Below are 26,634 nucleotides of genomic sequence, written 5' to 3'. Positions count from 1 at the left end.
GCAGTACGGGGGATAGGGCCTTTAGACCGTGGTGCCGGTCAGACGTGCGCCGTGCGCGGTTGCTCGGCAATGAAGTCGCCGGATTCGGCCGGTGCCGGCTTGCGGCCGATCACGTACCAGGTGCGCATCAGGCCTTTGCCTTTGACCTCGATGCGGCCGCGCTCCTGCATCACGAACTCGTCCTTGAGGCGCTCGTAGACGTCCTGGGGTACCTGAATCCGTCCTACCGAGTCGGTCGATTCCATCCGGGCCGCGACATTGACCGCATCGCCCCAGACGTCGTAGAAGAATCGCCGCGAACCCACAACGCCTGCGACCACGGTGCCTGTCGCAAAGCCGACTCGCAGCGGCACCGAGAGTCCGTGCGGATCCTCGAGTTGGGCGGCGGCAGCGACCATGTCGAGGGCAAAGTCTGCCAGCGCTTGCACGTGGTCGGGCCGGGGCCGCGGAACTCCGCTCACCACCATGTAGGAGTCTCCGCTGACTTTGATTTTCTCCAGCCCGTGCTTGTCCACCAGTTCGTCGAAAGCGCTGTAGAGGCGGTCCAGGAACTTGACCAGATCGCACGGCGCGGTGGAGCTGGCGCGCTCGGTGAATCCGACCATGTCGGCGAACAGAACCGAGGCCTCTTCGTAACGGTCGGCGATGACGTCGCGCTCGGGTTCCTTGAGTCGCTCGGCGATGCTGGCCGGCAACATATTCGACAGCAGCGCTTCGGAGCGCTCGTATTCGGCTTCCATGACCGTCTCGGCCCGCTCGGTATCACGCATCGCGAACCACACCGTCACGACCACCATCGCGCACGCCGAGACGGTGGTAATGACGAAGCTCATCGTGATGGCCCACGGCGGTTCCAGCCCGGTGGAACGGGGGACCAGGAATTGCAGAGTGACGACCAGCGCGACTCCGATGGCGGCCAGCAACGCCGCGAGGCCGATTCGCTCGATGCCCAGCTGCAACACCACGAGGCTGGCGGTCGTCACCAGGAAATACTGCACGCCCCCGCCGGTGCCGACCTCCCAGCAAGTCACGAAGACCGCGGTGTAGGCCGTGAAGATAAAGGTAAGCGGCGCAATCAATTCCCCGAAACGGTTGAGCCACGGGACCAATGCGAATATCACCCCGGTGATGACGTTGACCACTTGGATGGGGTAGGCGTCGGGCCCGGACCAAAAGCCGAGAACCGCGAAAACCAGGCACACCACCACGCCCATCAAGGCGTTGATGTTCAGGACCCTGATCCGGCGAGCGTGACTGTCGGCATAGTGCTCGTTGCGGGCGCGGTTTTTGGACCGCACTGCCGCTTTACAGTCCGGGCGCGCCGATTCATCCGGCCGACTTGGTGGGGCACCGCATTTCTTAGCCACCGCGATCAAGCGTAACCGCTGAATCGGTATATACCCAGCGTGGCGATGAAATGCGGGCCCGACGGGCATCGGGGCGGGCGTTGCCGCCAGCGCCGCGGTTCAGCTACGGCGATCCAAGATCACCGAAATGGGCTGGTGTACAAGAGGTCTCGTTAACGACAGCGATCACAACCGACCGCTGTCGTTCACGGCGTCTTTTAGAGAACGATGCAGCTGGACGCTCCGGGAGTACAGGCGCTGCCGCATGCCGCAGTGGCGAGCGGGGTGAGCACGATTACGAGGGCGAGGAAGATCTTGCTTACACGCGACACGATGAACTCCACTCTGTGGGGATTGGGCAAAGCGTGCTTACTGTACGTCTGTTGAATGAGCTATAGCGGGACGAATCCGCACCGTGTCGCATTCGGGATTGCGGGTTTACCAAAATGCGACCGCACCGCCCTACGCGGAAATAGTGGGCCTTTGCCGCGCCGGACTTTTCTGCCTTCACCGATCCATTGACGCCGATTACCCATGCGATCCTGACCCGGTTTGCACCGGGTCAGGCGTGGTGCCCTCGGTGAGATTCGAACTCACACTGGACGGGTTTTGAATCCGTTTCCTCTGCCAGTTGGGATACGAGGGCTTGCTGCTACTCCGAGTCCGGCCTACTACCTTAAGCGGCCTCCCACCATAGAGGATCGGTGTGGTCATCGGTTCTCACCGCCCCCGATGTCGCTGGTCGCGGCGATCCACGAGAGAATGTCTGTCATGACAGGCTCCACGACCGACACCAACGTCGCTGTGCCGCGCCGGGTCCTGATCGCGGAAGACGAAGCGCTGATCCGTATGGACCTGGCCGAGATGCTCCGAGAGGAGGGTTACGACATCGTCGGCGAGGCGGGGGACGGCCAGGAAGCCGTCGAGCTGGCCGAGCTCCATAAGCCCGACCTGGTGATCATGGATGTGAAGATGCCGCGCCGTGACGGCATCGACGCAGCTTCCGAAATCGCGAGCAAGCGCATCGCGCCGATTGTGGTGCTGACCGCGTTCAGCCAGCGCGACCTCGTCGAACGGGCGCGCGATGCCGGGGCGATGGCTTACCTGGTCAAGCCCTTCACGATCAGCGACCTGATCCCGGCCATTGAATTGGCCGTCAGCCGGTTCGGCGAAATGAGAGCGCTGGAACATGAAGTGGAGACGTTGGGCGACCGGCTGGAGACCCGCAAGGTCGTCGAACGCGCGAAGGGCCTGCTGCAATCCAAACAGGGCATGACCGAGCCCGAGGCGTTCAAGTGGATTCAGCGTGCCGCGATGGATCGGCGGACCACGATGAAGCGGGTGGCCGAAGTCGTGCTGGAAACCCTCGGGGACGCGGCCGACGAGGAGTCCAGCTAGCCGTTCACCGCTTCGAGTGTGCCTTGACGGCCTCGAGTGTGCGTTCAGGGCGTCGTATGCGGCGAGATGGCGCCCTCAGTGCACACCCAAAGCCCTGAGTGCACAGTCGACGGCCTGAACCGCCTACCTACCGCGCCACGATTACCGACGAACCATGGCCGAACAGGCCCTGATTGGCGGTGACGCCGACCTTGGCGTTCTCCACCTGCCGGCCGGTGGCCTGGCCGCGCAGTTGCCAGGTCAGCTCGCAGACCTGAGCGATCGCCTGGGCGGGGATGGCCTCGCCGAAGCACGCCAGCCCACCCGACGCGTTGACCGGAACCTTGCCGCCGATCGTCGTCGCCCCGCTGCGTAGCAGCTGCTCGGCTTCGCCCTTGGCGCACAATCCCAGGTGCTCGTACCAGTCGAGTTCCAGCGCGGTGGACAAGTCGTAGACCTCCGCGAGGCTCACGTCCTCGGGTCCGACGCCGGCCTCGGCGTAGGCCGCGTCGAGAATCTGATCCTTGAAGACCCGGTCCGGTGCAGCCACGACGGCAGTGGAATCCGTTGCGATATCCGGCAATTCGGGCAGATGCTGCGGATACTGCGGCGTCACTGTGCTGACCGCGCGCACCGAGGGCACCCCGTCGAGCGAGCCGAGGTGCTTGCGGGCGAAGTCAGCACTGGCCACGATCAACGCCGCGGCGCCATCGGAGGTGGCGCAGATGTCGAGCTGCCGCAACGGGTCGCTGACCACCGGGCTGGCCAGCACGTCCTCGACCGAGGACTCCTTGCGGTAGCGGGCATTTGGGTTCTGCAGGCCGTGCTGAGAGTTCTTGACCTTGACTTGTGCGAAGTCCTCGGACGTCGCCCCGTAGAGGTCCATCCGGCGCCGCGCGAGCAGCGCGAAGTACACCGGATTCATCGCCCCGATCAGGTGGAACCGCTGCCAGTCGGGGTCGTTCTTGCGCTCCCCGCCGACCGGGGCGAAGGCGCCCTTCGGGGTGGTGTCGGCGCCGATCACCAGCGCGACGTCGCAGAAGCCGGCCAGAATGTGGGCGCGGGCGCTCTGCAGCGCCTGGGACCCGCTGGCGCAGGCCGCATAGCTGGAGCTGACCGGCACGCCGTTCCAGCCGAGTTTCTGGGCGAAGGTCGACCCCGCGATGAAGCCGGGGTAGCCGTTGCGGATGGTATCGGCCCCGGCGACCAACTGGATCTGTTGCCAATTCAGTCCGGCTTCGGCCAACGCCGCGCGAGCGGCGACCACGCCGTATTCGGTGAAGTCCCGGCCCAATTTGCCCCAGGGGTGCATGCCGGCGCCGAGGATGTAGAGCGGTTCGGGAGTGCTCATCACGCAACTTTCCACGCGTACACGATGCGTTCGACGTCGTCAGCGTCGGTGAACAGCGGCATGGTCGTCAGCTCCATCTCCATGCCGACCTTTAAGTCCGCGGCCAGCGTGCCCTCGACCACCTTGCCCAGCACGATGATCCCCTCGTCGGCCAGCTGCACCGCGGCGATGGCGAACGGTTCAAACGGGTCCGCAGCGGGGTAGGGCGCCGGCGGGGGGTACCGGTTTTCGGTGTAACTCCACAGCGTCCCGCGGGTCGACAGCGCGACGGACTCTAGTGAGTCGCTGGCGCAGGCCGGGTTGGGGCAGTTGTTCTCCCTGGGCGGGAACACATAGGTGCCGCACTCGGGGCACTTGCTGCCGATCAGATGGGCATTTCCGGCGTCATCGGCGGCAAACCATCCGGCGATCGCGGGTTCTTGACTGGTGACCTCTGGCACTCGGTCAGACTACCCAGCTCACACACAAAACTGAAACGTGTTGCAGTTCTGCCCCGGGGTCGGTCGGGGACGCGGGGCCGTCACACCCGGTGCCTAGAGTGAGAGCCGTGCCTGCCGCCACCACTACTCCCAGCGAGGAACAGACCAAACCGACACTGATGTTGCTGGACGGCAATTCGCTGGCCTTTCGGGCGTTCTACGCACTGCCCGCGGAGAACTTCAAGACCCGCGGCGGCCTGACCACCAACGCGGTGTACGGCTTCACGGCAATGCTCATCAATCTGCTCCGGGACGAGACTCCGACGCACGTCGCCGCGGCGTTCGACGTGTCGCGCCAGACGTTTCGGTTGGAGCGTTACCCGGAATACAAGGCCAACCGATCGGAAACTCCCGACGAGTTCCGCGGGCAGATCGACATCACCAAGGAAGTGCTGGGCGCGCTGGGCATCACCGTGCTCGCGGAGCCGGGATTCGAAGCCGACGACCTGATCGCGACGCTGGCCACGCAGGCCGAAAACGAGGGGTACCGGGTGCTGGTGGTCACCGGTGACCGTGACTCGCTCCAGCTCGTCAGCGACGACGTGACCGTGCTCTACCCCATCAAGGGTGTCAGCGAGCTCACCCGCTTCACCCCGGAGGCGGTCGTCGAGAAGTACGGACTGACGCCGGCCCAATATCCCGACTTCGCCGCGCTGCGGGGCGATCCCAGCGACAACCTGCCCGGGATTCCCGGCGTGGGGGAGAAGACCGCAACCAAGTGGATCATCGAGTACGGGTCGCTGCAGGGCCTGGTCGACAACGTCGACTCGGTGCGCGGCAAGGTGGGTGACGCGCTACGAACGCACGTGGCCAGCGTCATCCTCAACCGCGACCTCACCGAACTGGTCAAAGACGTGCCCCTGGCGCAGACGCCGGACACGCTGCGGATGCTGCCGTGGGACCGCGACCAGATTCACCGGCTTTTCGACGACCTGGAATTTCGGGTGTTGCGCGACCGGTTGTTCGACACCCTGGCCGCCGTCGAACCCGAGGTGGATGAGGGATTCGACGTGCGTGGCGGCGCGCTGGAGGCCGGTGAGCTGCCCGTGTGGCTGGCCGAGCACAGCTCGGGCAAGCGGTTCGGCCTGGCCGTCGTCGGCACCCACCTGGCCTACGACGCCGACGCCACCGCGCTGGCCATCGTGTCTGCCGACGGCGAGGGCCGCTACATCGACACCTCGGCGCTGGATCCCGACGACGAGGCGGCGCTGGCGTCGTGGCTGGCCGACCCCGGTCCGCCCAAGGCGCTGCACGAAGCCAAGCTGGCGATGCACGACCTCGCGGGGCGGGGCTGGACGCTGGCCGGCGTCACCTCCGATACCGCGCTGGCGGCCTACCTGGTGCGTCCCGGGCAGCGCAGCTTCGCCCTCGACGACCTTTCGCTGCGCTACCTACGCCGCGAGCTGCGCGCTGAAAAGCCTGAGCAGCAACAGCTTTCGCTGCTCGATGATCCTGAGGGGACCGACGACCAGGCAGTGCAGACGCTGATCCTGCGGGCCGTGGCGGTGCTCGATCTGGCCGACGCACTCGACGAGGAGCTGGCCCGGATCAACTCCACGTCGCTATTGGGTGGCATGGAGCTGCCGGTGCAGCGGGCGTTGGCGGGGATGGAGCACGTCGGTATCGCCGTGGACCTGCCGCAACTCACCGAGTTGCAAAGCGATTTCGGCGATCAGATCCGCGACGCCGCCGAGGCGGCCTACGGGGTAATCGGCAAGCAGATCAACCTGGGCTCACCCAAGCAGTTGCAGACGGTGCTGTTCGACGAGCTCGAGATGCCGAAGACCAAGCGCACCAAGACCGGCTACACGACGGACGCCGACGCCCTGCAGTCGCTGTTCGACAAGACCGGCCATCCGTTCCTGCAGCATATGCTCGCCCACCGCGACGCCACCCGGCTCAAAGTGACGGTCGACGGGCTGCTGAACGCGGTGGCGTCCGATGGCCGCATCCACACCACGTTCAACCAAACCATCGCGGCGACGGGCAGATTGTCGTCGACCGAGCCGAATCTGCAGAACATTCCGATCCGCACCGAGGCCGGCCGGCGGATCCGCGACGCGTTCGTGGTCGGCGACGGCTATGCCGAGCTGATGACCGCCGATTACAGCCAGATCGAGATGCGGATCATGGCGCACCTGTCCCGCGACGAAGGCCTGATCGAGGCGTTCAACACCGGTGAGGACCTGCATTCGTTCGTCGCTTCCCGGGCGTTCGGCGTGCCGATCGAGGAGGTCACCCCCGAGCTGCGCCGCCGGGTCAAGGCGATGTCGTACGGCCTGGCCTACGGATTGAGCGCCTACGGGTTGGCCGCCCAGCTGAAGATCTCCACCGAGGAGGCGAAAGTCCAGATGGACCAATACTTCGCCCGATTCGGCGGGGTGCGCGACTACCTGATGGACGTCGTCGAGCAGGCCCGAAAGGACGGGTACACCTCGACGGTGCTGGGCCGCCGGCGCTATCTGCCCGAGCTGGACAGCAGTAACCGCCAGGTACGGGAGGCCGCCGAGCGGGCCGCGCTCAACGCGCCAATCCAGGGCAGCGCGGCCGACATCATCAAGGTCGCGATGATCGAGGTCGACAAGGCGATCAAGGAGGCCGGGCTCTCGTCACGGATGTTGCTGCAGGTGCACGACGAATTGCTGTTCGAAATCGCGCCCGGCGAGCGCGAACAGGTCGAAGCGCTGGCCCGCGACAACATGGGCGCGGCCTACCCGCTCGACGTCCCGCTCGAGGTGTCCGTCGGCTATGGCCGCTCATGGGACGCCGCCGCGCATTAGTGCGGCGATCCGGACGATGCGGCGCACTAGCCCGCCGAGCTGCAGGCCCAGCCCGTTTGGGCTCCTTTCGCAGCGACTGTGACGACAAAAACCGGGCTCGAGTTCCGAGTTGCGATATCTAGGCGGCGGGTCGAATAATGAGCGGGGCGGACGTGGCACGCCGGGCGGGTTTGTCCAGCGTGTGCCCTGTCGAGTAGCCTCGTTAAGCAATCCCTGTTTTGTCCCTACGACCCAACCTGTCCGGAGCAACCCAACAAATGCCGAGTCCCACCGTCACCTCGCCGCAAGTAGCCGTCAACGACATTGGCTCCGCCGAGGACTTTCTCGCCGCAATAGACAAAACGATCAAGTACTTCAACGATGGCGACATCGTCGAAGGCACCATCGTCAAAGTGGACCGGGACGAGGTGCTCCTCGATATCGGCTATAAAACCGAAGGGGTCATCCCCGCCCGCGAACTCTCCATCAAGCACGATGTCGACCCCAATGAGGTCGTTTCCGTCGGTGATGAGGTCGAGGCCCTTGTTCTCACCAAGGAGGACAAAGAGGGCCGTCTGATCCTGTCCAAGAAGCGTGCGCAGTACGAGCGCGCTTGGGGCACCATCGAGGCGCTCAAGGAGAAGGACGAGGCCGTCAAGGGCACCGTCATCGAGGTCGTCAAGGGCGGCCTGATCCTCGACATCGGGCTGCGCGGCTTCCTGCCCGCGTCGCTGGTCGAGATGCGTCGCGTGCGCGATCTGCAGCCGTACATCGGCAAGGAGATCGAAGCCAAGATCATCGAGCTGGACAAGAACCGCAACAACGTGGTGCTGTCCCGCCGTGCCTGGCTGGAGCAGACCCAGTCCGAGGTGCGCAGCGAGTTCCTCAACCAGCTGCAGAAGGGCACCATCCGCAAGGGTGTGGTCTCCTCCATCGTCAACTTCGGCGCCTTCGTCGACTTGGGCGGTGTGGACGGCCTGGTGCACGTTTCCGAGCTGTCCTGGAAGCACATCGATCACCCGTCCGAAGTGGTCACGGTGGGCGACGAGGTCACCGTCGAGGTGCTCGACGTCGACATGGACCGCGAGCGGGTTTCGTTGTCGCTCAAGGCGACTCAGGAAGACCCGTGGCGGCACTTCGCCCGCACCCACGCGATCGGTCAGATCGTTCCCGGCAAGGTCACCAAGCTGGTTCCGTTCGGTGCGTTCGTCCGTGTCGAGGAGGGCATCGAGGGCCTGGTGCACATCTCCGAGCTGGCCGAGCGCCACGTGGAGGTGCCCGACCAGGTGGTTGCCGTCGGAGACGACGCGATGGTCAAGGTCATCGACATCGACCTGGAGCGCCGCCGGATCTCGTTGTCGCTCAAGCAAGCCAACGAGGACTACACCGACGAGTTCGACCCCGCGAAGTACGGCATGGCCGACAGCTACGACGAGCAGGGCAACTACATCTTCCCCGAGGGCTTCGACCCCGAGACCAACGAATGGCTCGAAGGATTCGACACCCAGCGCAACGAGTGGGAGGCCCGCTACGCCGAGGCCGAGCGCCGGCACAAGATGCACACCGCGCAGATGGAGAAGTTCGCCGCTGCTGAGGCGGCCGACCACGGCGGTAGCGACCAGGCGCCGAGCAACGGTGGGTCCTCGCCGAAGGAGGCGGGCGGCTCGCTGGCCAGCGACGCACAACTGGCCGCGCTGCGCGAAAAGCTCGCCGGCAACGCATAGTCGCCTAGCGGATGCTGCGCATCGGGTTGACCGGTGGCATCGGCGCCGGGAAGTCGGCGCTGTCTGCCACGTTCGCGGAATGCGGTGGGGTCATCGTCGACGGCGACGTCATTGCCCGGGAGGTTGTCCAGCCGGGCACCGAAGGGCTGGCGTCGCTCGTCGAGGCGTTCGGTGAGGACATCCTGCAACCGGACGGATCGCTGGATCGGCCGGCGTTGGCTGCCAAGGCTTTTCCCGACGACGAGGCGCGCCAGAAGCTGAACGGGATCATTCACCCATTGGTGGGGCAGCGGCGCGCGGAGATCATCGCATCGGTGCCGCAGGACGCGGTGGTGGTCGAGGACATTCCGCTGCTGGTGGAATCCGGTATGGCGCCGCTGTTTCCGCTGGTCGTCATCGTCCACGCCGATGTCGAGCTGCGGCTGCGTCGGCTGGTCGAGGTGCGCGGCATGCCCGAGGAAGATGCCCGCGCCAGGATCGCGGCGCAGGCCGACGACGAGCAGCGTCGCGCTGTCGCAGACATCTGGCTGGACAACTCGGGCAGCCAAGAGGACTTGGTCACGCGGGCCCGCCAGGTGTGGAACGACCGTATCGTGCCGTTCGCCCACAACGTGGCCGAGCGACAGGTCGTCCGCGCAGCGGCGCGGGTCGTGCCGGCCGATCCGACATGGCCGGATCAGGCGCGCCGCATCGTTGCCCGGCTGGCGACGACCTGCGGCCACAAGGCGTTGCGCGTCGACCACATTGGATCGACCGCGGTGCCGGAGTTCGACGCCAAGGACGTCATCGACATCCAGCTCACCGTCGAGTCACTGGCAGTGGCAGACGAACTCGGCGAGGCATTGCTGTCGGCGGGCTACCCGCGCATCGAACACATCAAGCAGGACGACATCAAGCTCGACGCCCGCAGCACGGTCAGCGAGTACGACCATAGCGACGATCCGGCCTTGTGGCAGAAGCGAATCCATGCCTCGGCTGATCCCGGACGTCCAACGAATGTGCACATCAGGGTGGCCGGCTGGCCCAATCAGCAGTTCGCCTTGCTGATTGTTGACTGGCTGGCCGCCAACCCTGCGGAACGGGTGGGCTACCTGGCCGTCAAACGCGAGGCCGAAGAGCGCGCGAACGGCGACACGACGGTGTACGTGGAAGCCAAGGAGCCGTGGTTTGCCGACGCCTACCGCCGAGCCTGGGAGTGGGCGGATTTCACCGGCTGGCGGCCCTAGCCGGGCGTCCTACGTGGGCAACGGTGCTCCGCATTGCAGCGCGCCGCTATTGGGATCGGAATTACCGACTGCCGGACGGACCATTTGGTCGGCCTGAGTGAAAACGTTGTCGTCGACGTCGATCTCGCAGTGCACGTTCGCCGCGTACGGGAAATGAAGCACAATCCGCAAGCCGGCTTGCCCCGGATCGGGCAACACGGTGTTGGCCTCGAACGCGTTGCCCGGTATCGAAGGAAGGTTCGTAGTGTTCGTCTGGCCGCCGTTGATGATGAAGGTGGCCTGACTGCCGGTCGTCAGTGCGTCGATCCTGGCCCGGTAGGTGATGTTGTGCAGGTCCGCGCGCGCCGTTGCCGGAATCAACTGCGAGCCGGCCGCGATCACGGTCACCGCGACCACCGGCATCCACCTGTGCTTACGAGGGCTCATAGCTGACGAGATTACGCCCAGCTCGCTGCGGGAACCACACGAGTTCCCGGGCCAGCAGGACGCGCAATTCAGGCATGAAGTTTCGCCAACCGCTCGAGCGGCCCGTTCAGTGAGCGGGCGTGCCGGGACATGTCTGCCCACGGATCACGTTGCCCGGCCAGCCGTTTGGGGAGGTCACGGATCGTGAACCGATCGGCTCGCAGCCCACGAGCGTCCAGTTCGTCCCACTCCAGTGGGGTGGCCACCGGCGCGCCGGCGCGGGGCCGGACCGAATACGGCGCAACCGCCGTCTGCGCGTACGCGTTCCGCATGATGTCCAGATACACCCGGCCGCCCCGTTTGTCCTTGCGGGCTTCCACGGTGCGGTGTGCATCGTCGTCGGCCACCACGACGTCGGCGACATCGCGGGCGAATTGCCGCACGGTGTCGAAGTCGGCGTCGGCGCGTAACGGCACCACGACGTGCAGCCCGCGTGATCCGGTGGTCTGCAGGTAGCGCGCCAGCCCCAGGTCGTCCAGTACGTCGGCGATCGTGTGGGCGGTCGCACGCACCACCGCGAAATCGGTGTCGGAAGGATCGAGGTCGAAAACCAGCCGGTCGGGATGGTGCAGCGTGTCTTGCCGCGACTGCCACACATGCAGGGTGATGCAGTTCTGGTTCGCCAGCCAGCGCAGGGCCTCGGGGCGTTCGGCCAGGGGATGCACCAGGGTGCCGCCTTCCTTGGCTACTTCGACACCGCTCATCCAGTCCGGCAACGTCTCGGCGAAATCCTGTTGTACGAAGCCGGTTTCACCGATCCCACGCGGGAACCGTTGCACGGTCAGCGCGCGTCCTTTCAGGTGCGGCAGCATGGCGCCGGCCACCTCGCCGTAGTAGTCGACCAGCTCCCGCTTGGTGATGCCTTTTCCGCGGTCCGGGAACATGACCCGATCCGGGTGGGTGATCTCGACCTCAATGCGTGCCATCAGTGTGTCTCGCGGATCACGTCGCCGGGATCCTTGTCGGTGCGCAGGCCTTGGTATCGCGGATGCCGGAGCTTGCCGTCGCGCGTCCACTCGGTAAACCCGATCTGGGCCACCAACTCCGGATGCACCCAGCGAGCGCCGTTCTCGCGCACCAGCCCCCGGGTGAACGGCGGTGCGTCCTGCTCGATGGGAGACAGCCGCTCGTGCAGGCTCTGCAGCGTGGCCTCGTCGAAGCCGGTGCCGACCTTGCCGGCGTAGACGAGGTCGCTGCCGTCGTGGTAACCGAGCAGCAGCGCGCCCAACGCAATTCGGCTGCCCTGTGGCCTGGTGTAGCCGCCGACAACGAATTCTTGGTCGCGGACGCATTTGAACTTCAGCCAATTCCTCGACCGGCCGGAGTCGTAGGTGGAATCGGCCAGCTTGGCGATCACCCCTTCGTCCCCGCGCTTGCACGCGGCCTGGTACGCGGCCAAGCCGTCGCCGACGCGATGCGCGGTGTTGCGCAGCGGATCGTCGAAGCTGATCGCATCGCGCAGCAGTCGTTTGCGCCACCTCAGCGGCACCTCGGTGGTGCGATTGCCGTCGAGGTGAAGCAGGTCGAAAACGTAGTAGTAGAACCGGATTCGCGACGCGCGGGCCACCTCGGGGTCGGTGATGCCCAGCCGCCCCTGCAGCCGGGCGAAGCTGGTGCGGCGTCCCTCGAACGCGACGACCTCACCGTCCACGACGAATCGGGCGGTGTGCTGCGCGGCGAGTGCGTCGACCAGTTCCGGATAGGTTCCATTGAGCGGCTTGCGGTTTCGTGACAGAAGCTGTATTCGATCGCCGTCGCGAAACGCCAGGCACCGCATGCCGTCGAACTTGCGCTCGAAGATCCACTGTGGGTCGCTGAACCGCTTGTCGGTCAGGGTGGCCAGCGTGGGAGCGCACCAATCCGGAACCGGCTCGTCGTGCAGTGCCACGCGTACCGAGTCGGGCAGACCGGCGAGGTCGGTCATGACGATGTGTCCAGATCGTCCAGCGTGCGGCCGGACAACACCGATTCGGGTTGGCTCTTCACCGGTTTGCGCCGGGCGTCGGCGTCCTCGTCTCTGCGTTTGACCAGCAGCCAGGTCTCGTCCTTGCCGTCGCGAATCCTGGTGAGCGCAAAGCCGCCGTGCAGCTTCTCGCCTTGCAATTGGAACGAAAGGTGCCCGCGGTCCAGGCATTCGGCCATGTCGCGCTCGGTGGCGTTGGCGTAGCTGCCGCGGTCCCAGACGATCACCGGGCCGGCGCCGTACTCGCCGTCGGGGATCACCCCTTCGAATCCCGCATAGTCCAGCGGGTGATCCTCGGTGCGGCGGGCCATCCGCCGGTCTTTCGGGTTCGTCGACGGCCCTTTGGGTATCGCCCACGAGACGAGCACGCCGTCGATTTCCAGGCGGAAGTCGTAGTGGTCGCTGCGGGCCGCGTGGTGCTGGATGACGAAGCGGGGCCCGCTCTTGCCGGCGCGGCGTTTACGTCCCAGTCGTCCGCGCGGTTCGGGGCTGTTTCCGGACCTCCGTTTGCGCCGGTATTCGCTCAAGGGCATATCGGAGAGTTACCCCAGCGCAGAATCCGAAACTGCCCGGGTTCACGGGCGCCAGGTGAGCTCGATACCGTTGCCGGCCAGCCAGCGCTGCAGGTCGTAGGCGTTTCGGGCCAGACCTTCGATGGCGTGCAGCGCGCGTTGCACCGCCTGCTCGGCGACTTCGGGAGTCAGCAGGCCGTGCCGCACCGCCTCCAGCAGCTCGTCGACATCGGCCACTCGCACGCCGGAGCCGGAGCGGACCTCGATGTCGAGGTAGTGGTCCTCGGAGCTCCAGGTGTCCGCGCCGGGGGTGTATTCGCCCACGTCGAGGTAGAAGTCGTGGTCACGCTCGTGGCCAGGGTTGAAGTGGAACACGGTGGCGCGCAGTCCCAGCGATGGCAGCAGCCAGGACTCGAGGTAGTGGAACTGGGTTCGGCCGGGAGTGGGTCGCGCGACGTAGAGACCCCAGGGGTGCACGGCGTACTCGTCGACCGCCCGCACGATGCCTTTGGGATCGGTGTTGGTGCGGGCGAGGAGGTCGAAGGTTTCGTGTTTCGGTGGATGGATGGCGTCACCTTATCGGGATCGCGACGGTCAGCGGCGCAGCCGGATCTTCCACCGGACGAAGCCGAGATAGAGCAATGACAGCCCGGCCAGCATGCCCATGTCGAGCAGCCAGATCTTCGATGTGTGCTGCCAGAACCGGTCCTGGGAAAGCAGCGAATCCGGTACCAGGTGCCGCAGGTCGACCGTCGACGCCGCGGCGGCATAACCCCAGCGTGCGGGCATGACGAACGACAGCTGGTCGAGCCCGAGCCGGCCGGTCACCGGGACCATGCCGCCGCACAGCACAAGCTGGGCCATGACGGCCACCACGAACAGGGGCATGATCTGCTCACTGGAGCGGACCAGCGCCGAAATGGCCAGGCCGAGGATGGCCGACGCGACACAGGTCGCCGCGACGGTCGCAAACAGCTCGACGGTGGCCGCGACCGTGCCGTGGCCCAGTAGCACGCCCCCTTGGCTCGGTGCGCTCTTGCCGATGACCACGATCGCGGTGATGATCGCCGACTGCACGATCGCAAACCCGCAAAAGACCCCGGTCTTGGCGAGCAGATAGGCCGTGGTGGACAGCCCGACCGCTTGCTCGCGCTGGAAGATGGCGCGTTCACCGACCAGGTCGCGGATAGTCAGCGCGGTGCCCATGAACGCCGCGGCGGGCATCAGCAGGGCCAGTATCTGTGCCGATTCGTCGGGTGTGCCGGCGTTGGCGCCGGGGAGATGGAATCCGTTCGAGCCGGGAACCGTCAGTGACAGCGACCCCAGGATGAACGGCAACAGCGCCAGAAAGATGAAATAGGCGCGGTCGGCGATGACCAGACGGATTTGGCGGCGGGCGACCGTCGAGATCTGGCGCCGCACGCTGGTGTGGACCGGTTCACCAATTTCGCCCGGCTCATCGTCCTTGGCCACCAACGGTTTCTGGGGCCGCCGCTGGGCCTCCTTCTGGGCCAGGAAGCGCCGGTTGGCTTCCTCGGGATCGGCGCCCACTTTGGTGAAGATCTTGGCCCAGTTGCTGGTGCCCATCGCCGTGCCGATCTGGTCCGGCGGGCCGCAGTAGGCCGTCTTGCCGCCCGGTGCCACCAACAGCAACTGGTCGCACAGATCGAGGTACGACAGCATGTGCGTCACCACGATCACCACGCGGCCGGCGTCGGCCAGCTGTCGCAGCATCATCATGACCTGGTGGTCGAGCGCGGGATCCAGGCCTGAGGTCGGCTCGTCCAGGATCAGCAGCGACGGGCCGGTGAGCAGTTCCAGGGCCACCGAGGCGCGTTTGCGCTGGCCGCCGGACAGTTTGTCGACGCGGGTTTCCGCGTGTTTGGTCAGGTCGAGTTCCTCGAGCACCTGGGTGACGACCTTGGCGCGGTCAGCTTTGCTGGTGTCGGGTGGCAGCCGCAGTTCGGCCGCATAGCCCAGCGCCTGGTTGACGGTCAGTTGGCGGTGCACGACGTCGTCTTGCGGCACCATGCCGATCCGGCTGCGCAACGACGCGTACTCGGTGTGAATGTTGTGGCCCTCGAAGGTGACTGAGCCGGAGCTGGGTGTGGTGTATCCGGCGATCAGCCGGGCCAGGGTGCTCTTCCCGGCGCCGGATCCACCGATCACGGCGGTCAACGTCCCGGGACGCGCGGTCAACGAGATGTTGTCCAGCAGTTGTTTTCCGTTTTCGACGACGTATTTGACGTCCCGCACTTCCAGGCCGCCGGCGCGCGTGGCGGCCTGGCTGCGTTCGATCAGGTTGCCGTCGCGCAACACCAGGTCGACGTTGCCGATGGTGACGACGTCGTCGTCGCTCAAGATTGCCGACCCGACCCGGGTGCCGTTGACGAACGTTCCGTTGATGCTGTTGTCCCGGATCTCCGTACCCAGCGGCGTGGGAATCAGCGTCGCGTGTTGACGCGAGGCCAGGACGTCGGAGACGACGATGTCGTTCTCGGGCGCGCGGCCGATCGTCATGGCGCCGGCTGTGCCCGCGGCCGACGAGGAGCGCGGTGAGAGCAACCTCACAAATCGCGTGGCGAGGTTCGACACGTCGGCCGTCTTGGCGTCGATCACGGTGGACTCCGCGGGCGGCGTCGAGTCCACCTCAGCCCGTGGACCGGTGCCGGTGCCCGTCTGCGGGCCAGCCAGCGAGCCGGCGTTGACGACGGTCAGTTCTTCGGGCGGTGTCGCACGCGGCGGCGGCCCCGGCGGCGGTGGCACCCGTGGCGGGGGCGGCGGCGCCTTGCGCGGCTGTGTGCCGGGATGCCGTGGCGGGCCTGGCATTTGGGGCTGCCGCGGCGGTGGCTTGGGCGGCATCCGGGGCGCCGGGTTGGACCGGCTCCCGGTCTGACGCGGCGGCGGTGGGACCGGCTGCCCGGCAGTCGTCGGTTGATCCGGCATCGCGGACCAGGCGACCGTGGGCGGTCCCGAATTCGGCGTCGACCTGGTTTGGGGAGGTCCGGTGATCAGACCCTGTTGCGGTCCGATGGCGAAGGTCAGCCGCGGTCCCTGGGGATTCCCGACGTTAATGCTCTGCCCGTCGTGGATATCGATGACCGGCATCCGGTAGCCGTTGACGTAGGTCCCGTTCAGCGAGCCGTTGTCGATGGCCAGCCAGCGGCCTTGATCGAAGCGCAGGATCAGGTGCGCACGGGATATCCGCGGGTCGGCGATGCGCAGGTCGGCCTGCTGATCGCGCCCGACGGTCACCTCGTGACCTGCGGCGAAGGTTCGTTGAGACCCGTCGTGCCGGATTGTCAGGACAGGAGGGGCGGGTCGACTCACTACTCAAGTATCGGCCCGGCGAGTCAGTGCCCCCCATTGGACTCGCCTGTGACTTGGCTTTGTGTCGCTTCGGCCGCTTCATAGCCAGTTCATAGCGTCCAGCAGCCTGTCGCCTATCCGCATCCGGCATGATTCGAACCGGAGGGGTCAGAGGGGGATCTGGCCGGACCGCCAAAGCATGAGAGTTTGGTGCGCCGGGACAACGCAATGGGGCGGCCCCGATCCGGGTGCAAGCACCACGCCGCATCGGGTAGTGGCGACATGCGCACCAATGCCGAGACATGAGGGGGCAACCACAGATGGATGAGCTGAAGCGCCCAACGCGGCGCCTCGGCAGCGGCCGACGGCTGCTGAGTAACCCGCGATTGGCCGGTCAGGCGCTGCGCGCGGGGTTTCAATCGCTTCCTTCAGCGACCGTCGCACACCTGTTTCGCCATGTCCCGCCGGTCAACTCGACTCCGAACGCAGAACCCTCGGAAGCCCCGGCCTACGAGGGCAGCGAGGTCAGCGGGTCACGCCTTGCGATGGCCAACGGCGCTTCATTCGCGGGCTACACCATCCTGCGGCCGCTGGGCGCCGGCGGGATGGCCGAGGTCTATCTGGCTCTGCATCCCCGGCTGCCGCGCCGCGATGTGATCAAAGTCCTCGCCGAGGCCGTCACCGCGGACAGCGAGTTTCGCGAAAGGTTCAACCGGGAGGCCGATCTCGCCGCCACGCTGTGGCACCCGCACGTCGTCGGCGTCCACGATCGTGGTGAATTCGACGGTCAGCTCTGGATCTCGATGGACTACGTCGAGGGCACCGACGCGTCCCGGCTGGTGAAAGAGCGTTACCAGGACGGGATGCCGATCGATGAGGTGTACGCGATTCTGCAGGCCGTCGCGGGCGCACTCGATTACGCGCACGATCGCGGCTTGCTGCATCGCGACGTCAAACCCGCCAACATTCTGCTCACCCATCCTGGGGACGACGATCAGCGAATCCTGTTGGCGGACTTCGGCGTAGCCCGGCACCTGGGAAATATCAGCGGGATCACCGAGACCAATGTCGCCGTCGGCACGGTCGCCTACGCCGCGCCGGAACAGTTGACCGGATCCAACATCGATGGGCGCGCGGACCAATATGCGTTGGCCGCCACGGCATTTCATCTGCTCGCCGGCGCGCCGCCGTTCCAGCATTCCAACCCGATCGCGGTGATCAGCCAGCACCTGCACGAGGAGCCGCCCCGGCTCAGCGACTACCGCCCGGAATTGGCGCACCTCGACGACGTGTTCTTCAAAGCCCTTGGCAAGCAACCCGCCGAGCGGTTCGAGCGGTGCCGCGCGTTCGCCGCCGCCATCGGTGAGCACGTCGAGGTCGCGGAGGCCGCCCGGGGCACCCGGGCCGGTGGCGTTGCGATCATGCCACACCGGCGCCGCGGGGCCCGCGGTCTGGTATCAGCTGCCTACCACCGGTTCTCGTCGAGGACCCGGTGGTCGGCTGCGCTGGTCTGCGCGGTGCTGATCGCCGTGGCCGCAACGTGGTCGACGCTGTATTCCTTCCAGCCGGAAAGCCCGCAACCCAACCCCGCGCTGGCCTCGCGACCGTCGGCACCCGCCGCCAGTGTCGCGCCCAAACCCGGGGGACCGGTTCTCAACGGCACCTACCAATTGACCTATGACCGGACCAAGCGGACCACCAACGGTGTCCCGATCCGCCACGACGGCTCGGACACCAATTGGTGGGCATTCCGTTCCGCATGCGCCACCAACGGATGTGCGGCCACCGGCGCGATGCTGGACGACGCCAACCACCAAGTGGCCAGCACCGCCGACGGCGGCGAAACCGACACCCTACGTTTCGTCGGCGGATATTGGCAGGGCGCGCCTCAGCAAGAGCGGGTCGGCTGCCGCCAGCCGAACGGACAGGTGAGGGCCACCCAGCAGGAGACCGTTGCCTGGTCGTTGGCCCCCCAACCGGACGGCACCCTGCGCGGCACCGAAACCGAAACCGTGCTGAGCAACGAGTGCGGCGCACAGGGAGCGGTGGTGCGGGTGCCCGTCGTGGCCACCCGGGTCGGTGACGCGCCGGCGGCGGTCACCTTGGCCGATCCCAACCAGGTCATCAACACCTCGACCACACCGGCGCACCCGGCACCGGCGGTCCTCGGCGGGTTGTGCACCGACGTCGACAAACTCGCGTACGACCCGACCAGCAATCAGCAGGTCGTGTGTGAAGGCACCTCGTGGGACAAAGCCCCGATCGCGACCGGGGTGCACGCCGCGGGTAGCTCGTGCGACCTGCCCGACGTCCCGGTGTTCGCGATGTCGACCTCGAACGACGGCTATCTGCTGCAATGCGATCCGGTCACCCGGATGTGGACCCGGCACTGACAGCCGCCGGCGATATCCGTCCGAAGGCCAGCACCGGGGCACTTGTCGGTGATCGCCTCTACCCTGGTGACATGGCTTTCGCCACGGAACACCCCGTCATCGCGCATTCGGAGTACCGCGCGGTCGACCAGGTCGTGCGCGCCGGCGGCCGCTTCGAGGTGGTCAGCCCGCATTCTCCGGCCGGCGACCAGCCGGCCGCCATTGACGACCTGGAACGGCGGATTCAGGCGGGGGAGCGCGACGTGGTGCTACTCGGCGCCACCGGCACCGGAAAGTCGGCCACCACCGCGTGGCTGATCGAGCGGCTGCAACGGCCCACCCTGGTGATGGCGCCCAACAAGACACTGGCCGCGCAGCTGGCCAACGAGCTGCGGGAGATGTTGCCCAACAACGCAGTCGAATACTTCGTGTCCTACTACGACTACTACCAACCCGAGGCGTACATCTCCCAGACGGACACCTACATCGAGAAGGACAGCTCGATCAACGACGACGTCGAGCGGCTACGGCACTCGGCGACCTCGAGCCTGCTGTCGCGACGAGACGTCGTCGTGGTCGCCTCGGTGTCGTGCATCTACGGCCTCGGTACCCCGCAGTCCTATCTGGACCGGTCGGTGGAGCTCAAGGTCGGCGACGAGGTGCCACGCGACGGTTTGCTGCGGCTGCTGGTCGACGTGCAGTACAACCGCAACGACATGGCGTTCACCAGGGGATCGTTCCGGGTGCGCGGCGACACCGTGGAGATCATCCCGTCGTACGAGGAACTGGCCGTGCGCATCGAGTACTTCGGCGACGAGATCGAGGCGCTCTATTACATGCACCCGCTGACCGGTGACGTGGTGCGCAAGGTCGACTCGCTGCGGGTCTTCCCGGCCACCCACTACGTCGCAGGCCCGGAACGGATGGCGCACGCCATCTCGTCGATTGAACAGGAACTCGCCGAGCGCCTCGCCGAACTCGAGGGGCAGGGCAAGCTGCTCGAGGCGCAGCGGCTGCGGATGCGCACCAACTACGACGTCGAGATGATGCGGCAGGTCGGCTTCTGCTCCGGCATCGAGAACTACTCGCGCCACATCGACGGCCGCGGCGCCGGCACCGCCCCGGCCACCCTGATCGACTACTTCCCCGAAGACTTTCTGATGGTGATCGACGAGTCGCACGTCACGGTGCCGCAGATCGGCGGCATGTACGAGGGCGACATGTCGCGCAAGCGCAACCTGGTCGACTTCGGGTTCCGGCTGCCGTCGGCGGTGGACAACCGCCCGCTGACCTGGGAGGAGTTCGCCGACCGGATCGGGCAGACGGTGTATTTGTCGGCCACCCCCGGCCCCTACGAGCTGAGTCAGGCCGCCGGTGAGTTCGTCGAGCAGGTGATCCGCCCCACCGGCCTGGTGGACCCGAAGGTCGTGGTCAAGCCGACCAAGGGGCAGATCGACGACCTGATCGCTGAGATTCGCAAACGCGCCGATGCCAATGAGCGGGTGTTGGTGACGACGCTGACCAAGAAGATGGCCGAAGACCTCACCGACTACCTGCTGGAGATGGGTATTCGGGTGCGCTACCTGCATTCCGAGGTCGACACATTGCGCCGGGTGGAACTGTTGCGGCAGCTCCGGCTCGGCGACTACGACGTGCTGGTCGGCATCAACTTGCTGCGCGAGGGCCTGGACCTGCCCGAGGTGTCGCTGGTGTCGATCCTGGACGCGGACAAGGAAGGTTTTCTGCGGTCGTCGCGCAGCCTGATCCAGACCATCGGCCGCGCCGCCCGCAACGTCTCCGGCGAAGTGCACATGTACGCCGACAAGATGACCGACTCGATGAAAGAGGCCATCGACGAGACCGATCGGCGCCGCGCCAAGCAGGTCGCCTACAACGAGGCCCACGGCATCGACCCGCAGCCGTTGCGCAAGAAGATCGCCGACATCCTCGATCAGGTCTATCGCGAGGCCGACGACACCGAGGCCAGTCAAACCGTCGCGATCGGCGGGTCGGGACGCAACGCGTCCCGTGGCCGGCGTGCGCAGGGGGAGCCGGGTCGCGCGGTCAGCGCCGGCGTATTCGAAGGTCGCGACACGGCCAGCATGCCGCGCGCCGAGCTGGCCGACCTGATCAAAGACCTCACCGCGCAGATGATGGCCGCGGCCCGTGACTTGCAGTTCGAACTGGCCGCACGGTTCCGCGACGAGATCTCCGACCTCAAAAAGGAACTGCGCGGAATGGACGCTGCGGGCCTGAAATAGTGCGCCGCACCCTCGCCGTGCTCATACGGTAGGGGGGTGACCGGCACCGCGAGCGAGACCGGCAGTTGGCGCGAACTGCTGGGCAGGTACCTGGGCACGTCGATCGTGCTGGCGGGTGGCGTCGCGATGTACGCCACCAACGAATTTCTGACCGTCAGCCTGTTACCGAGTGCGATCGCCGAAATCGGCGGAGCCCGGCTGTATGCCTGGGTGGTCACCCTGTACCTGGTTGGGTCTGTGGTCGCGGCGACCACCGTCAACTCGATGCTGCATCGCTTCGGGGCTCGCTCGTCATTTCTGTTGTCCCTGGCGGTTTTTGGGGTCGCGAGCCTGGTGTGTGGGGCGGCGCCGAACATGGGGGTGCTGATCGCGGGACGCACTCTGCAGGGTGTCGCCGGCGGCGCGCTGGCCGGCTTGGGCTATGCGCTCATCAACTCCACGTTGCCGCGCGCGCTCTGGACGCGGGGCTCCGCGCTGGTGTCAGCGATGTGGGGTGTCGCGACGGTGGTCGGACCCGCGATGGGTGGGCTCTTCGCGCAATTCGGCTTGTGGCGCTGGGCGTTTGGCGCGATGGCCATCCTGACAGCGCTGATGGGCCTATTGGTTCCGGTGGTGCTGGGCACCGACCGGGATCCGCGGCAAGAGCAAACGGCAACAAGTCCGAAGCTCGGGGTGCCGGTGTGGTCGTTGCTGCTGATCGGCGCTGCGGCGCTGGCGGTCAGCGTCGCGCAACTCCCACGCAACGCCATGGCGATCAGCGGACTGCTGGTCGTCGGGGTGCTGTTGCTCGGAGCATTTGTGGTTGTCGATCGCCGTAGTCGCGCAGCGGTGTTGCCGCCCAGCGTATTCGGCGCAGGCCCGCTCAAGTGGATCTACCTGACCATGGCTGTGCAGATGGCGGCGGTGATGATCGACACCTATGTGCCGCTGTTCGGTCAGCGACTCGGACATCTGACCCCGGTCACGGCCGGATTCCTCGGCGCCGCGCTGGCGATCGGCTGGACGGTCAGCGAGATCGCCAGCGCATCGTTGAACAACCCGCGGGTGATCGGATATGTCGTCCTGGCCGCACCGCTGGTGATGGCGTCCGGTCTTGCACTCGGTGCCGCTACCCAGCAGGCGGACGCACCGGGCAGCATCATCGTGGTCTGGGCGGTCGGATTGCTGATTGCCGGAATCGGCATCGGAATGACCTGGCCGCATTTGTCCATGCGGGCCATGGACTGTGTCGACGATCCGGCCGAGAGCGGTGCGGCGGCCGCGGCGATCAACATCGTGCAGGTGATCTCGGCGGCCTTCGGGGCCGGGCTGGCGGGGGTGGTGGTCAACGTGGCTGAGGCCGACGATCTGGCGGCGGCCCGCTGGTTGTACACCGTCATCGCGGTGCTGGCGGCGACGGCCGTCGTCGCCAGCGCAAAGGCCAGTCAGCGCGATCGTCGCGCACCGCGGTGACGTCGGCGCCAGTCTCACACGAAACGCGGGACCACCCCCTACGGTGTACGAGTGACCGACACGGTGATCGAGACCGGCACTTGGCGTGAGTTGCTGGGTCAGCACCTCGGGATGTGCACGGTCCTGGCCGGCGGCGTTCTGCTGTACTCCACCAACGAATTTCTCACCGTCAGCATGCTCCCGACCATCATCGCCGACATTGGCGGTCGTCGGCTGTTCGCGTGGGCGACGACGCTGTATCTGGTTGGTTCCGTGGTCGCGGCCGCCGTAGTCCATCCGATACTGCAGCGCATCGGGGCGCGGCGGTCGTACCTGATCGGGCTCACGGTGTTCGCGCTCGCCAGCGTGGTGAATGTGGCGGCGCCCAGCATGGCGGTTCTGGTCGCCGGACGTGCGTTGCGCGGCGTGGCCGGTGGACTCCTGGCTGGCCTTGGTTATGCGCTCATCAACACCGCTCTACCGCGTGCGCTGTGGACCCGAGGCTCGGCGCTGGTTTCGGCGATGTGGGGGGTGTCGACGCTGATCGGACCCGTCGCGGGCGGGATATTCGCGCAGCTCGGCCTGTGGCGGTGGGCGTACGTCGCAATAGGTGTCGCGGCCGCGCTGATGGCGTTAGTGGTCTTGATGGTGCTGAAGCCCAGCCCGGTGGACTCGGCCGGGCAGCAACCGGTGGCGCCCATCCGCAAGGTGCCCATCTGGTCGCTGCTGCTGATGGGTTCGGCCGCGCTGGCCGTCAGCGTCGCGTCGCTTCCGCGCTCCCTGATGCAGAACATGGGGCTGCTGCTCGCCGGTGCGCTCCTCGTCGTTGCCTTCGTCGTCGTCGACGGGCGGATGCAGGCAGCGGTGTTGCCGCGCAGCGTATTTGGTCCAGGACAGTCGAAGTGGGTCTACCTGTCCATGTCGATAGCGATGGTTGCCGCGATGGCCAATATCTATGTGCCGTTGTTCGGTCAGAAGTTGGCTCACCTGAGTCCGGCGGAGGCCGGGTTTCTTGCTGCAGCGCTGGCCGTCGGGTGGACCGGCAGCGAGATCGTCAGCGCGTCGCTGACCGATCGGCGAGTGATCAGGTGGATCGTCGTGGCCGCGCCATTGGTGATGGCAACGGGCTTGGCGCTGGGCGCGGTAACCCAGCGCACGCACGCCCCGCTCGAGTTTGTCGCGCTGTGGGCGCTGGCACTGTTGATCACCGGGGCGGGCATCGGGATCGCCTGGCCACACCTTGCAGTGCGTGCGATGGATTCCGGCAGCGACCCGGAGCAACGCAGTGCGGCGGCCGCAGCGATCAACACCGTCCAGTTGGTCTCCGCGGCCCTCGGGGCCGGGCTGGCGGGCGTGGTGGTCAACGTGGTTGGCGTCAGCCACGTGGCGGCGGCCCGCTGGTTGTACGCCATCTTCGCGGTGGTGGCTGCTACCGGTGTCTTCGCTTCGTATCGTGCGGTCCGCGATCAGCGCTGACCTAGTCCACATCGTCCTCGGCATGAAGGACGGCGACGACCCCATCGATGGCCGCGAAAGTTTCTGGCGCCTTTCCTATTTGCGCGCCCGATAAGGTCATCGTGACCCGGACTTCACCGTCATCGATGTCGTGGGCGTCGGCATCGAGCTCGGTGAGTTGCCACTTGCGCTGTCCGCACATCCGCAGCACCTCGCGCAATACGCCTCGCCCGTTTGCGTAGATGATCTGCAGCCGGGTGGTCCCACGCAGCCTGGCAGCGAGCTGACGCTCCACCGGACTCAAAGCGAGCGCGCTGACGAAGTGCAGAGCCACCACCGCGCTGGCGAGTAGCAGTAGGCCGGCACCTGCCGCCATCCCGATCGCAGCCGATTCCCACACCGCCGCGGCTGTGGTCAGCCCATGCACCGCACCGCGTCGAGTGATGATGAGGCCCGCGCCCAAAAAGCCGATGCCCGACACGATTTGGGCCGCGACACGCGAGGGGTCCAGCACGACCGTGCCGGCGACGATCACATCGGCGAAGCCGTACTTGCTGATCAACATGATCAGCGCTGCCGAGGTGCCGACGATGGTTTGTGTTCGTAACCCCGCACTCTTGCCCTGAATAGTGCGTTCCAGCCCGATGAGTGTCGTCAGCCCGAATGCGGCAACCAGCTCGAGAAGATGCCGGCCGTTCTGCACGTCGCCGCCGAACAGCGGGTCCCCCAACAAGATCTGCATGATCGCCAAGCTAACCCAGCTGCCCCAGCCGCGCTGACCAAGTCAGCGCGTCGACTTGACGACCTGCGAGTAATGGAATTGCCAACGCTCGACGATGTGGAAGCCGAGGTAGCCGGGGAACCGATATACCGGGGTGCGGCCGAAGACTCCCGGCGGCAGTGATTGTCCGACTTGATGATTGGGGAACGACTTGTCGTAGTTGGTAATGGTCCACAGCGTCGTGCACTTGTTGATTTTGGCCGTCGTCAGCCACACCGCGACGTGACCGTCCCACAGCGAGCCCACCTTCGGGCCGTACACGCCGCGCTCCACGTCGACCAGCGATCGAAACGCGCCCGGGCGGGTGGCCAGCACGGCGCGGATCGGACCCGGCCGCCACGGCACGGTGTTATCGGCGAGCAGGCAGTCGCCCGTAGCGGCGTGCGAGCTGATCACGTCGGCCACCTGGCTGTAGTCCCAGCCTTCCTTGGCATACGGCCAGCGCTGGACGAACAGGTAATCGGGGATCGCAGCCCCCACAAAAAGCACCACCAGACCGGCGATCAGCCACGGCCGGCGGCCCACGGTGATGATGCAGATCGCCAACAGCACCGCCATCGCCGGGGCGGTCAGAATCAAGTAGCGCGGAAAGTACATCGGCTCGCCGATCGCCGAATAGAGCACGACGGCGGCAGTGGGCAGGACGATCCACGCGATGCAGATGGTCAGTAGCCGGCGCATATCGCCCGCCGGGGCAGGCGCGCCGGCTAGTCGGGCCACGATCGCCGCCACCATAATGACCGCGCTGAGCACCGCGAACGGCACGCTGTGGTCGAAATACTGCCGCTGGACGATGTCGAAGGCGTAGTGCCAGCTGACCGGGAAAAGCCAATTGACCTGAAATGCCTGACCATGGGCGAACAGGATGAACGGCGTCATCAGAGCGACCGCGACGGCCGTGGTGGCCGCCCACCAGATGAGCGGGGACTTCCGGGACCCCTTGGGCGCCAACAGCGGCAGCATCGCGGCGTAGACGAGCACCAGCAGGATCAGGTTGAGGCTCAGCAAAATCGACACCATCAACGCCGACGCGTAGAAAAACCACAGTCGCCGCTTGGTGCTGCGGACCGCGGCGACGAACAACACCGTCAGCCAGATCGCCGCGGCCGCCGCGAAGGCATAGGAGCGTGCTTCCATACCCGCCCAGGTAGTGCGGGGGAGAATGGCGAAGACGACGCCGGCACAAACCGCGATCGTGCGCGGCGAGAATTGCCTGGTGAAAACCGTGACGCCGGCGGCGGCAGCCCCGATCGCGAGGGCGCTGGGAACCCGTGACCAGAATTCGGTCGGCGGAAAGATCGCGAACCACCCGTGCATCAGCAGGTAGTAGAGGCCGTGCACGGCATCGATGTGGCCCAACAGTCGCCACAGTTCGGGCAGCGTCCGGCTCGCCGCAGCCGATATCGTCGCACCCTCGTCGAACCACAGTGAAGGCCGACTGGCCCAGGCGGCGCTGATGACGGTAGCCAACGCGGCGATCGCCCACGGGTCGAGCAGCCGGCCACGCGTGCCTGCGGACCCGGATTCCGCAATGAGATCCGGGGAGCGCTGCCCGAGGGTGGACGTAGCCATGATGCCTGTCACTGTAAGGCGCAACCGATGGACCTGGTCACCAGCAGTTCGCCAGGCCGGCTGGCAGCCGGCCGGACTCGGCTGGTTGCCCTCACCCGTCGCGTCCGCCGTTCATGGAAAGCGCCGCCACGCGCGGCCTTCGAGCCTGCGCCGGGGCACTCCATGGCCTCATTATCGGGAATGCCGTCCGTTGCTGCAGCGTGGCGAGATAAATGGGGGTTGCGCCACGCCGCTGCGGTGTGGTTAATCTG

19 protein-coding genes and 1 tRNA gene are annotated in these 26,634 nt (G+C 66.3%); 8 read left to right on the top strand and 12 right to left on the bottom strand.

Annotation, left to right across the window (positions count from 1 at the left end; all coding sequences use genetic code 11):
- Nucleotides 1-38: 38 nt before the first annotated feature.
- A complete protein-coding gene (locus ACTXG5_RS20890) occupies nt 39-1,373 on the bottom strand; it encodes an adenylate/guanylate cyclase domain-containing protein (RefSeq protein ID WP_445164526.1) in 1,335 nt (444 codons plus the stop codon).
- Nucleotides 1,374-1,915: 542 nt separating this feature from the next.
- A tRNA-Leu gene (locus ACTXG5_RS20885) sits at nt 1,916-1,992 on the bottom strand.
- A gap of 125 nt (nt 1,993-2,117) precedes the next feature.
- Here ACTXG5_RS20885 and ACTXG5_RS20880 point away from each other — a divergent pair.
- Nucleotides 2,118-2,744 (top strand): ANTAR domain-containing response regulator, encoded by a 627-nt coding sequence (locus ACTXG5_RS20880; protein ID WP_445164525.1) that lies wholly within the window; start codon nt 2,118-2,120, stop codon nt 2,742-2,744.
- 127 nt (nt 2,745-2,871) lie between these two features.
- Here the strand turns inward: ACTXG5_RS20880 and ACTXG5_RS20875 are convergent, their stop codons facing one another.
- Together ACTXG5_RS20875 and ACTXG5_RS20870 are read right to left on the bottom strand one after the other, a co-directional pair.
- Nucleotides 2,872-4,074, bottom strand: coding sequence for a lipid-transfer protein (locus ACTXG5_RS20875; RefSeq protein ID WP_445160603.1), 1,203 nt, complete (start codon nt 4,072-4,074; stop codon nt 2,872-2,874).
- On the bottom strand, nt 4,074-4,514 hold the full coding sequence (locus ACTXG5_RS20870; protein ID WP_445160602.1) for a Zn-ribbon domain-containing OB-fold protein: 441 nt from the start codon (nt 4,512-4,514) through the stop codon (nt 4,074-4,076). Before ACTXG5_RS20870 ends, ACTXG5_RS20875 begins: the two co-directional genes overlap by 1 nt.
- A 158-nt stretch (nt 4,515-4,672) precedes the next feature.
- Between ACTXG5_RS20870 and polA the strand changes: the two genes are divergently transcribed.
- The 3 genes from polA to coaE all read left to right on the top strand — a co-directional run bounded on the left by polA (nt 4,673) and on the right by coaE (nt 10,262).
- The gene (gene polA, locus ACTXG5_RS20865) at nt 4,673-7,333 is read left to right on the top strand and encodes a DNA polymerase I (protein ID WP_445164524.1); all 2,661 of its coding nucleotides are present in this window, start codon (nt 4,673-4,675) and stop codon (nt 7,331-7,333) included.
- Between the two features lie 257 nt (nt 7,334-7,590).
- Complete coding sequence (gene rpsA / locus ACTXG5_RS20860; RefSeq protein ID WP_445160601.1) at nt 7,591-9,036, top strand: 30S ribosomal protein S1; 1,446 nt, start codon at nt 7,591-7,593, stop codon at nt 9,034-9,036.
- 11 nt (nt 9,037-9,047) lie between these two features.
- On the top strand, nt 9,048-10,262 hold the full coding sequence (coaE, locus tag ACTXG5_RS20855; RefSeq protein WP_445160600.1) for a dephospho-CoA kinase: 1,215 nt from the start codon (nt 9,048-9,050) through the stop codon (nt 10,260-10,262).
- 9 nt (nt 10,263-10,271) lie between these two features.
- Here the strand turns inward: coaE and ACTXG5_RS20850 are convergent, their stop codons facing one another.
- From ACTXG5_RS20850 to ACTXG5_RS20825, 6 genes are all read right to left on the bottom strand, one after another.
- Nucleotides 10,272-10,688 (bottom strand): hypothetical protein, encoded by a 417-nt coding sequence (locus ACTXG5_RS20850; protein ID WP_445160599.1) that lies wholly within the window; start codon nt 10,686-10,688, stop codon nt 10,272-10,274.
- A gap of 68 nt (nt 10,689-10,756) precedes the next feature.
- A complete protein-coding gene (gene ligD, locus ACTXG5_RS20845; RefSeq protein WP_445160598.1) occupies nt 10,757-11,653 on the bottom strand; it encodes a non-homologous end-joining DNA ligase in 897 nt (298 codons plus the stop codon).
- A complete protein-coding gene (gene ligD, locus ACTXG5_RS20840; protein WP_445160597.1) occupies nt 11,653-12,651 on the bottom strand; it encodes a non-homologous end-joining DNA ligase in 999 nt (332 codons plus the stop codon). The genes ligD (ACTXG5_RS20845) and ligD (ACTXG5_RS20840) overlap by 1 nt, the downstream gene beginning before the upstream one ends.
- The gene (locus ACTXG5_RS20835; RefSeq protein ID WP_445160596.1) at nt 12,648-13,223 is read right to left on the bottom strand and encodes a DNA polymerase ligase N-terminal domain-containing protein; all 576 of its coding nucleotides are present in this window, start codon (nt 13,221-13,223) and stop codon (nt 12,648-12,650) included. The genes ligD (ACTXG5_RS20840) and ACTXG5_RS20835 overlap by 4 nt, the downstream gene beginning before the upstream one ends.
- A 42-nt stretch (nt 13,224-13,265) precedes the next feature.
- Entirely contained in the window at nt 13,266-13,703 is a 438-nt protein-coding gene (locus tag ACTXG5_RS20830) for a DUF402 domain-containing protein (protein ID WP_445160595.1), read from the bottom strand.
- 93 nt (nt 13,704-13,796) lie between these two features.
- A complete protein-coding gene (locus ACTXG5_RS20825; RefSeq protein ID WP_445160594.1) occupies nt 13,797-16,532 on the bottom strand; it encodes an FHA domain-containing protein in 2,736 nt (911 codons plus the stop codon).
- A gap of 299 nt (nt 16,533-16,831) precedes the next feature.
- Between ACTXG5_RS20825 and ACTXG5_RS20820 the strand changes: the two genes are divergently transcribed.
- From ACTXG5_RS20820 to ACTXG5_RS20805, 4 genes are all read left to right on the top strand, one after another.
- A complete protein-coding gene (locus ACTXG5_RS20820) occupies nt 16,832-18,904 on the top strand; it encodes a serine/threonine-protein kinase (RefSeq protein ID WP_445160593.1) in 2,073 nt (690 codons plus the stop codon).
- A 71-nt stretch (nt 18,905-18,975) separates the two neighbouring features.
- Entirely contained in the window at nt 18,976-21,144 is a 2,169-nt protein-coding gene (gene uvrB / locus ACTXG5_RS20815) for an excinuclease ABC subunit UvrB (protein WP_445160592.1), read from the top strand.
- A 36-nt stretch (nt 21,145-21,180) separates the two neighbouring features.
- Entirely contained in the window at nt 21,181-22,596 is a 1,416-nt protein-coding gene (locus ACTXG5_RS20810) for an MFS transporter (protein WP_445160591.1), read from the top strand.
- A 51-nt stretch (nt 22,597-22,647) separates the two neighbouring features.
- Entirely contained in the window at nt 22,648-24,051 is a 1,404-nt protein-coding gene (locus tag ACTXG5_RS20805; protein ID WP_445160590.1) for an MFS transporter, read from the top strand.
- 1 nt (nt 24,052) lies between these two features.
- Here ACTXG5_RS20805 and ACTXG5_RS20800 read toward each other — a convergent pair whose 3' ends face one another.
- Together ACTXG5_RS20800 and ACTXG5_RS20795 are read right to left on the bottom strand one after the other, a co-directional pair.
- Nucleotides 24,053-24,772, bottom strand: a complete 720-nt coding sequence (locus ACTXG5_RS20800; protein WP_445160589.1) for an MgtC/SapB family protein — start codon at nt 24,770-24,772, stop codon at nt 24,053-24,055.
- Between the two features lie 42 nt (nt 24,773-24,814).
- Nucleotides 24,815-26,383: a glycosyltransferase family 39 protein gene (locus ACTXG5_RS20795; protein WP_445160588.1), complete on the bottom strand. Its 1,569-nt coding sequence runs from the start codon at nt 26,381-26,383 to the stop codon at nt 24,815-24,817.
- Nucleotides 26,384-26,634: the final 251 nt, after the last annotated feature.

This window comes from Mycobacterium sp. Dal123C01 (assembly GCF_052566995.1).
The sequence above is the reverse complement of the archived record's forward strand: the minus strand, read 5'-3'. Positions and strand labels throughout refer to the sequence as shown.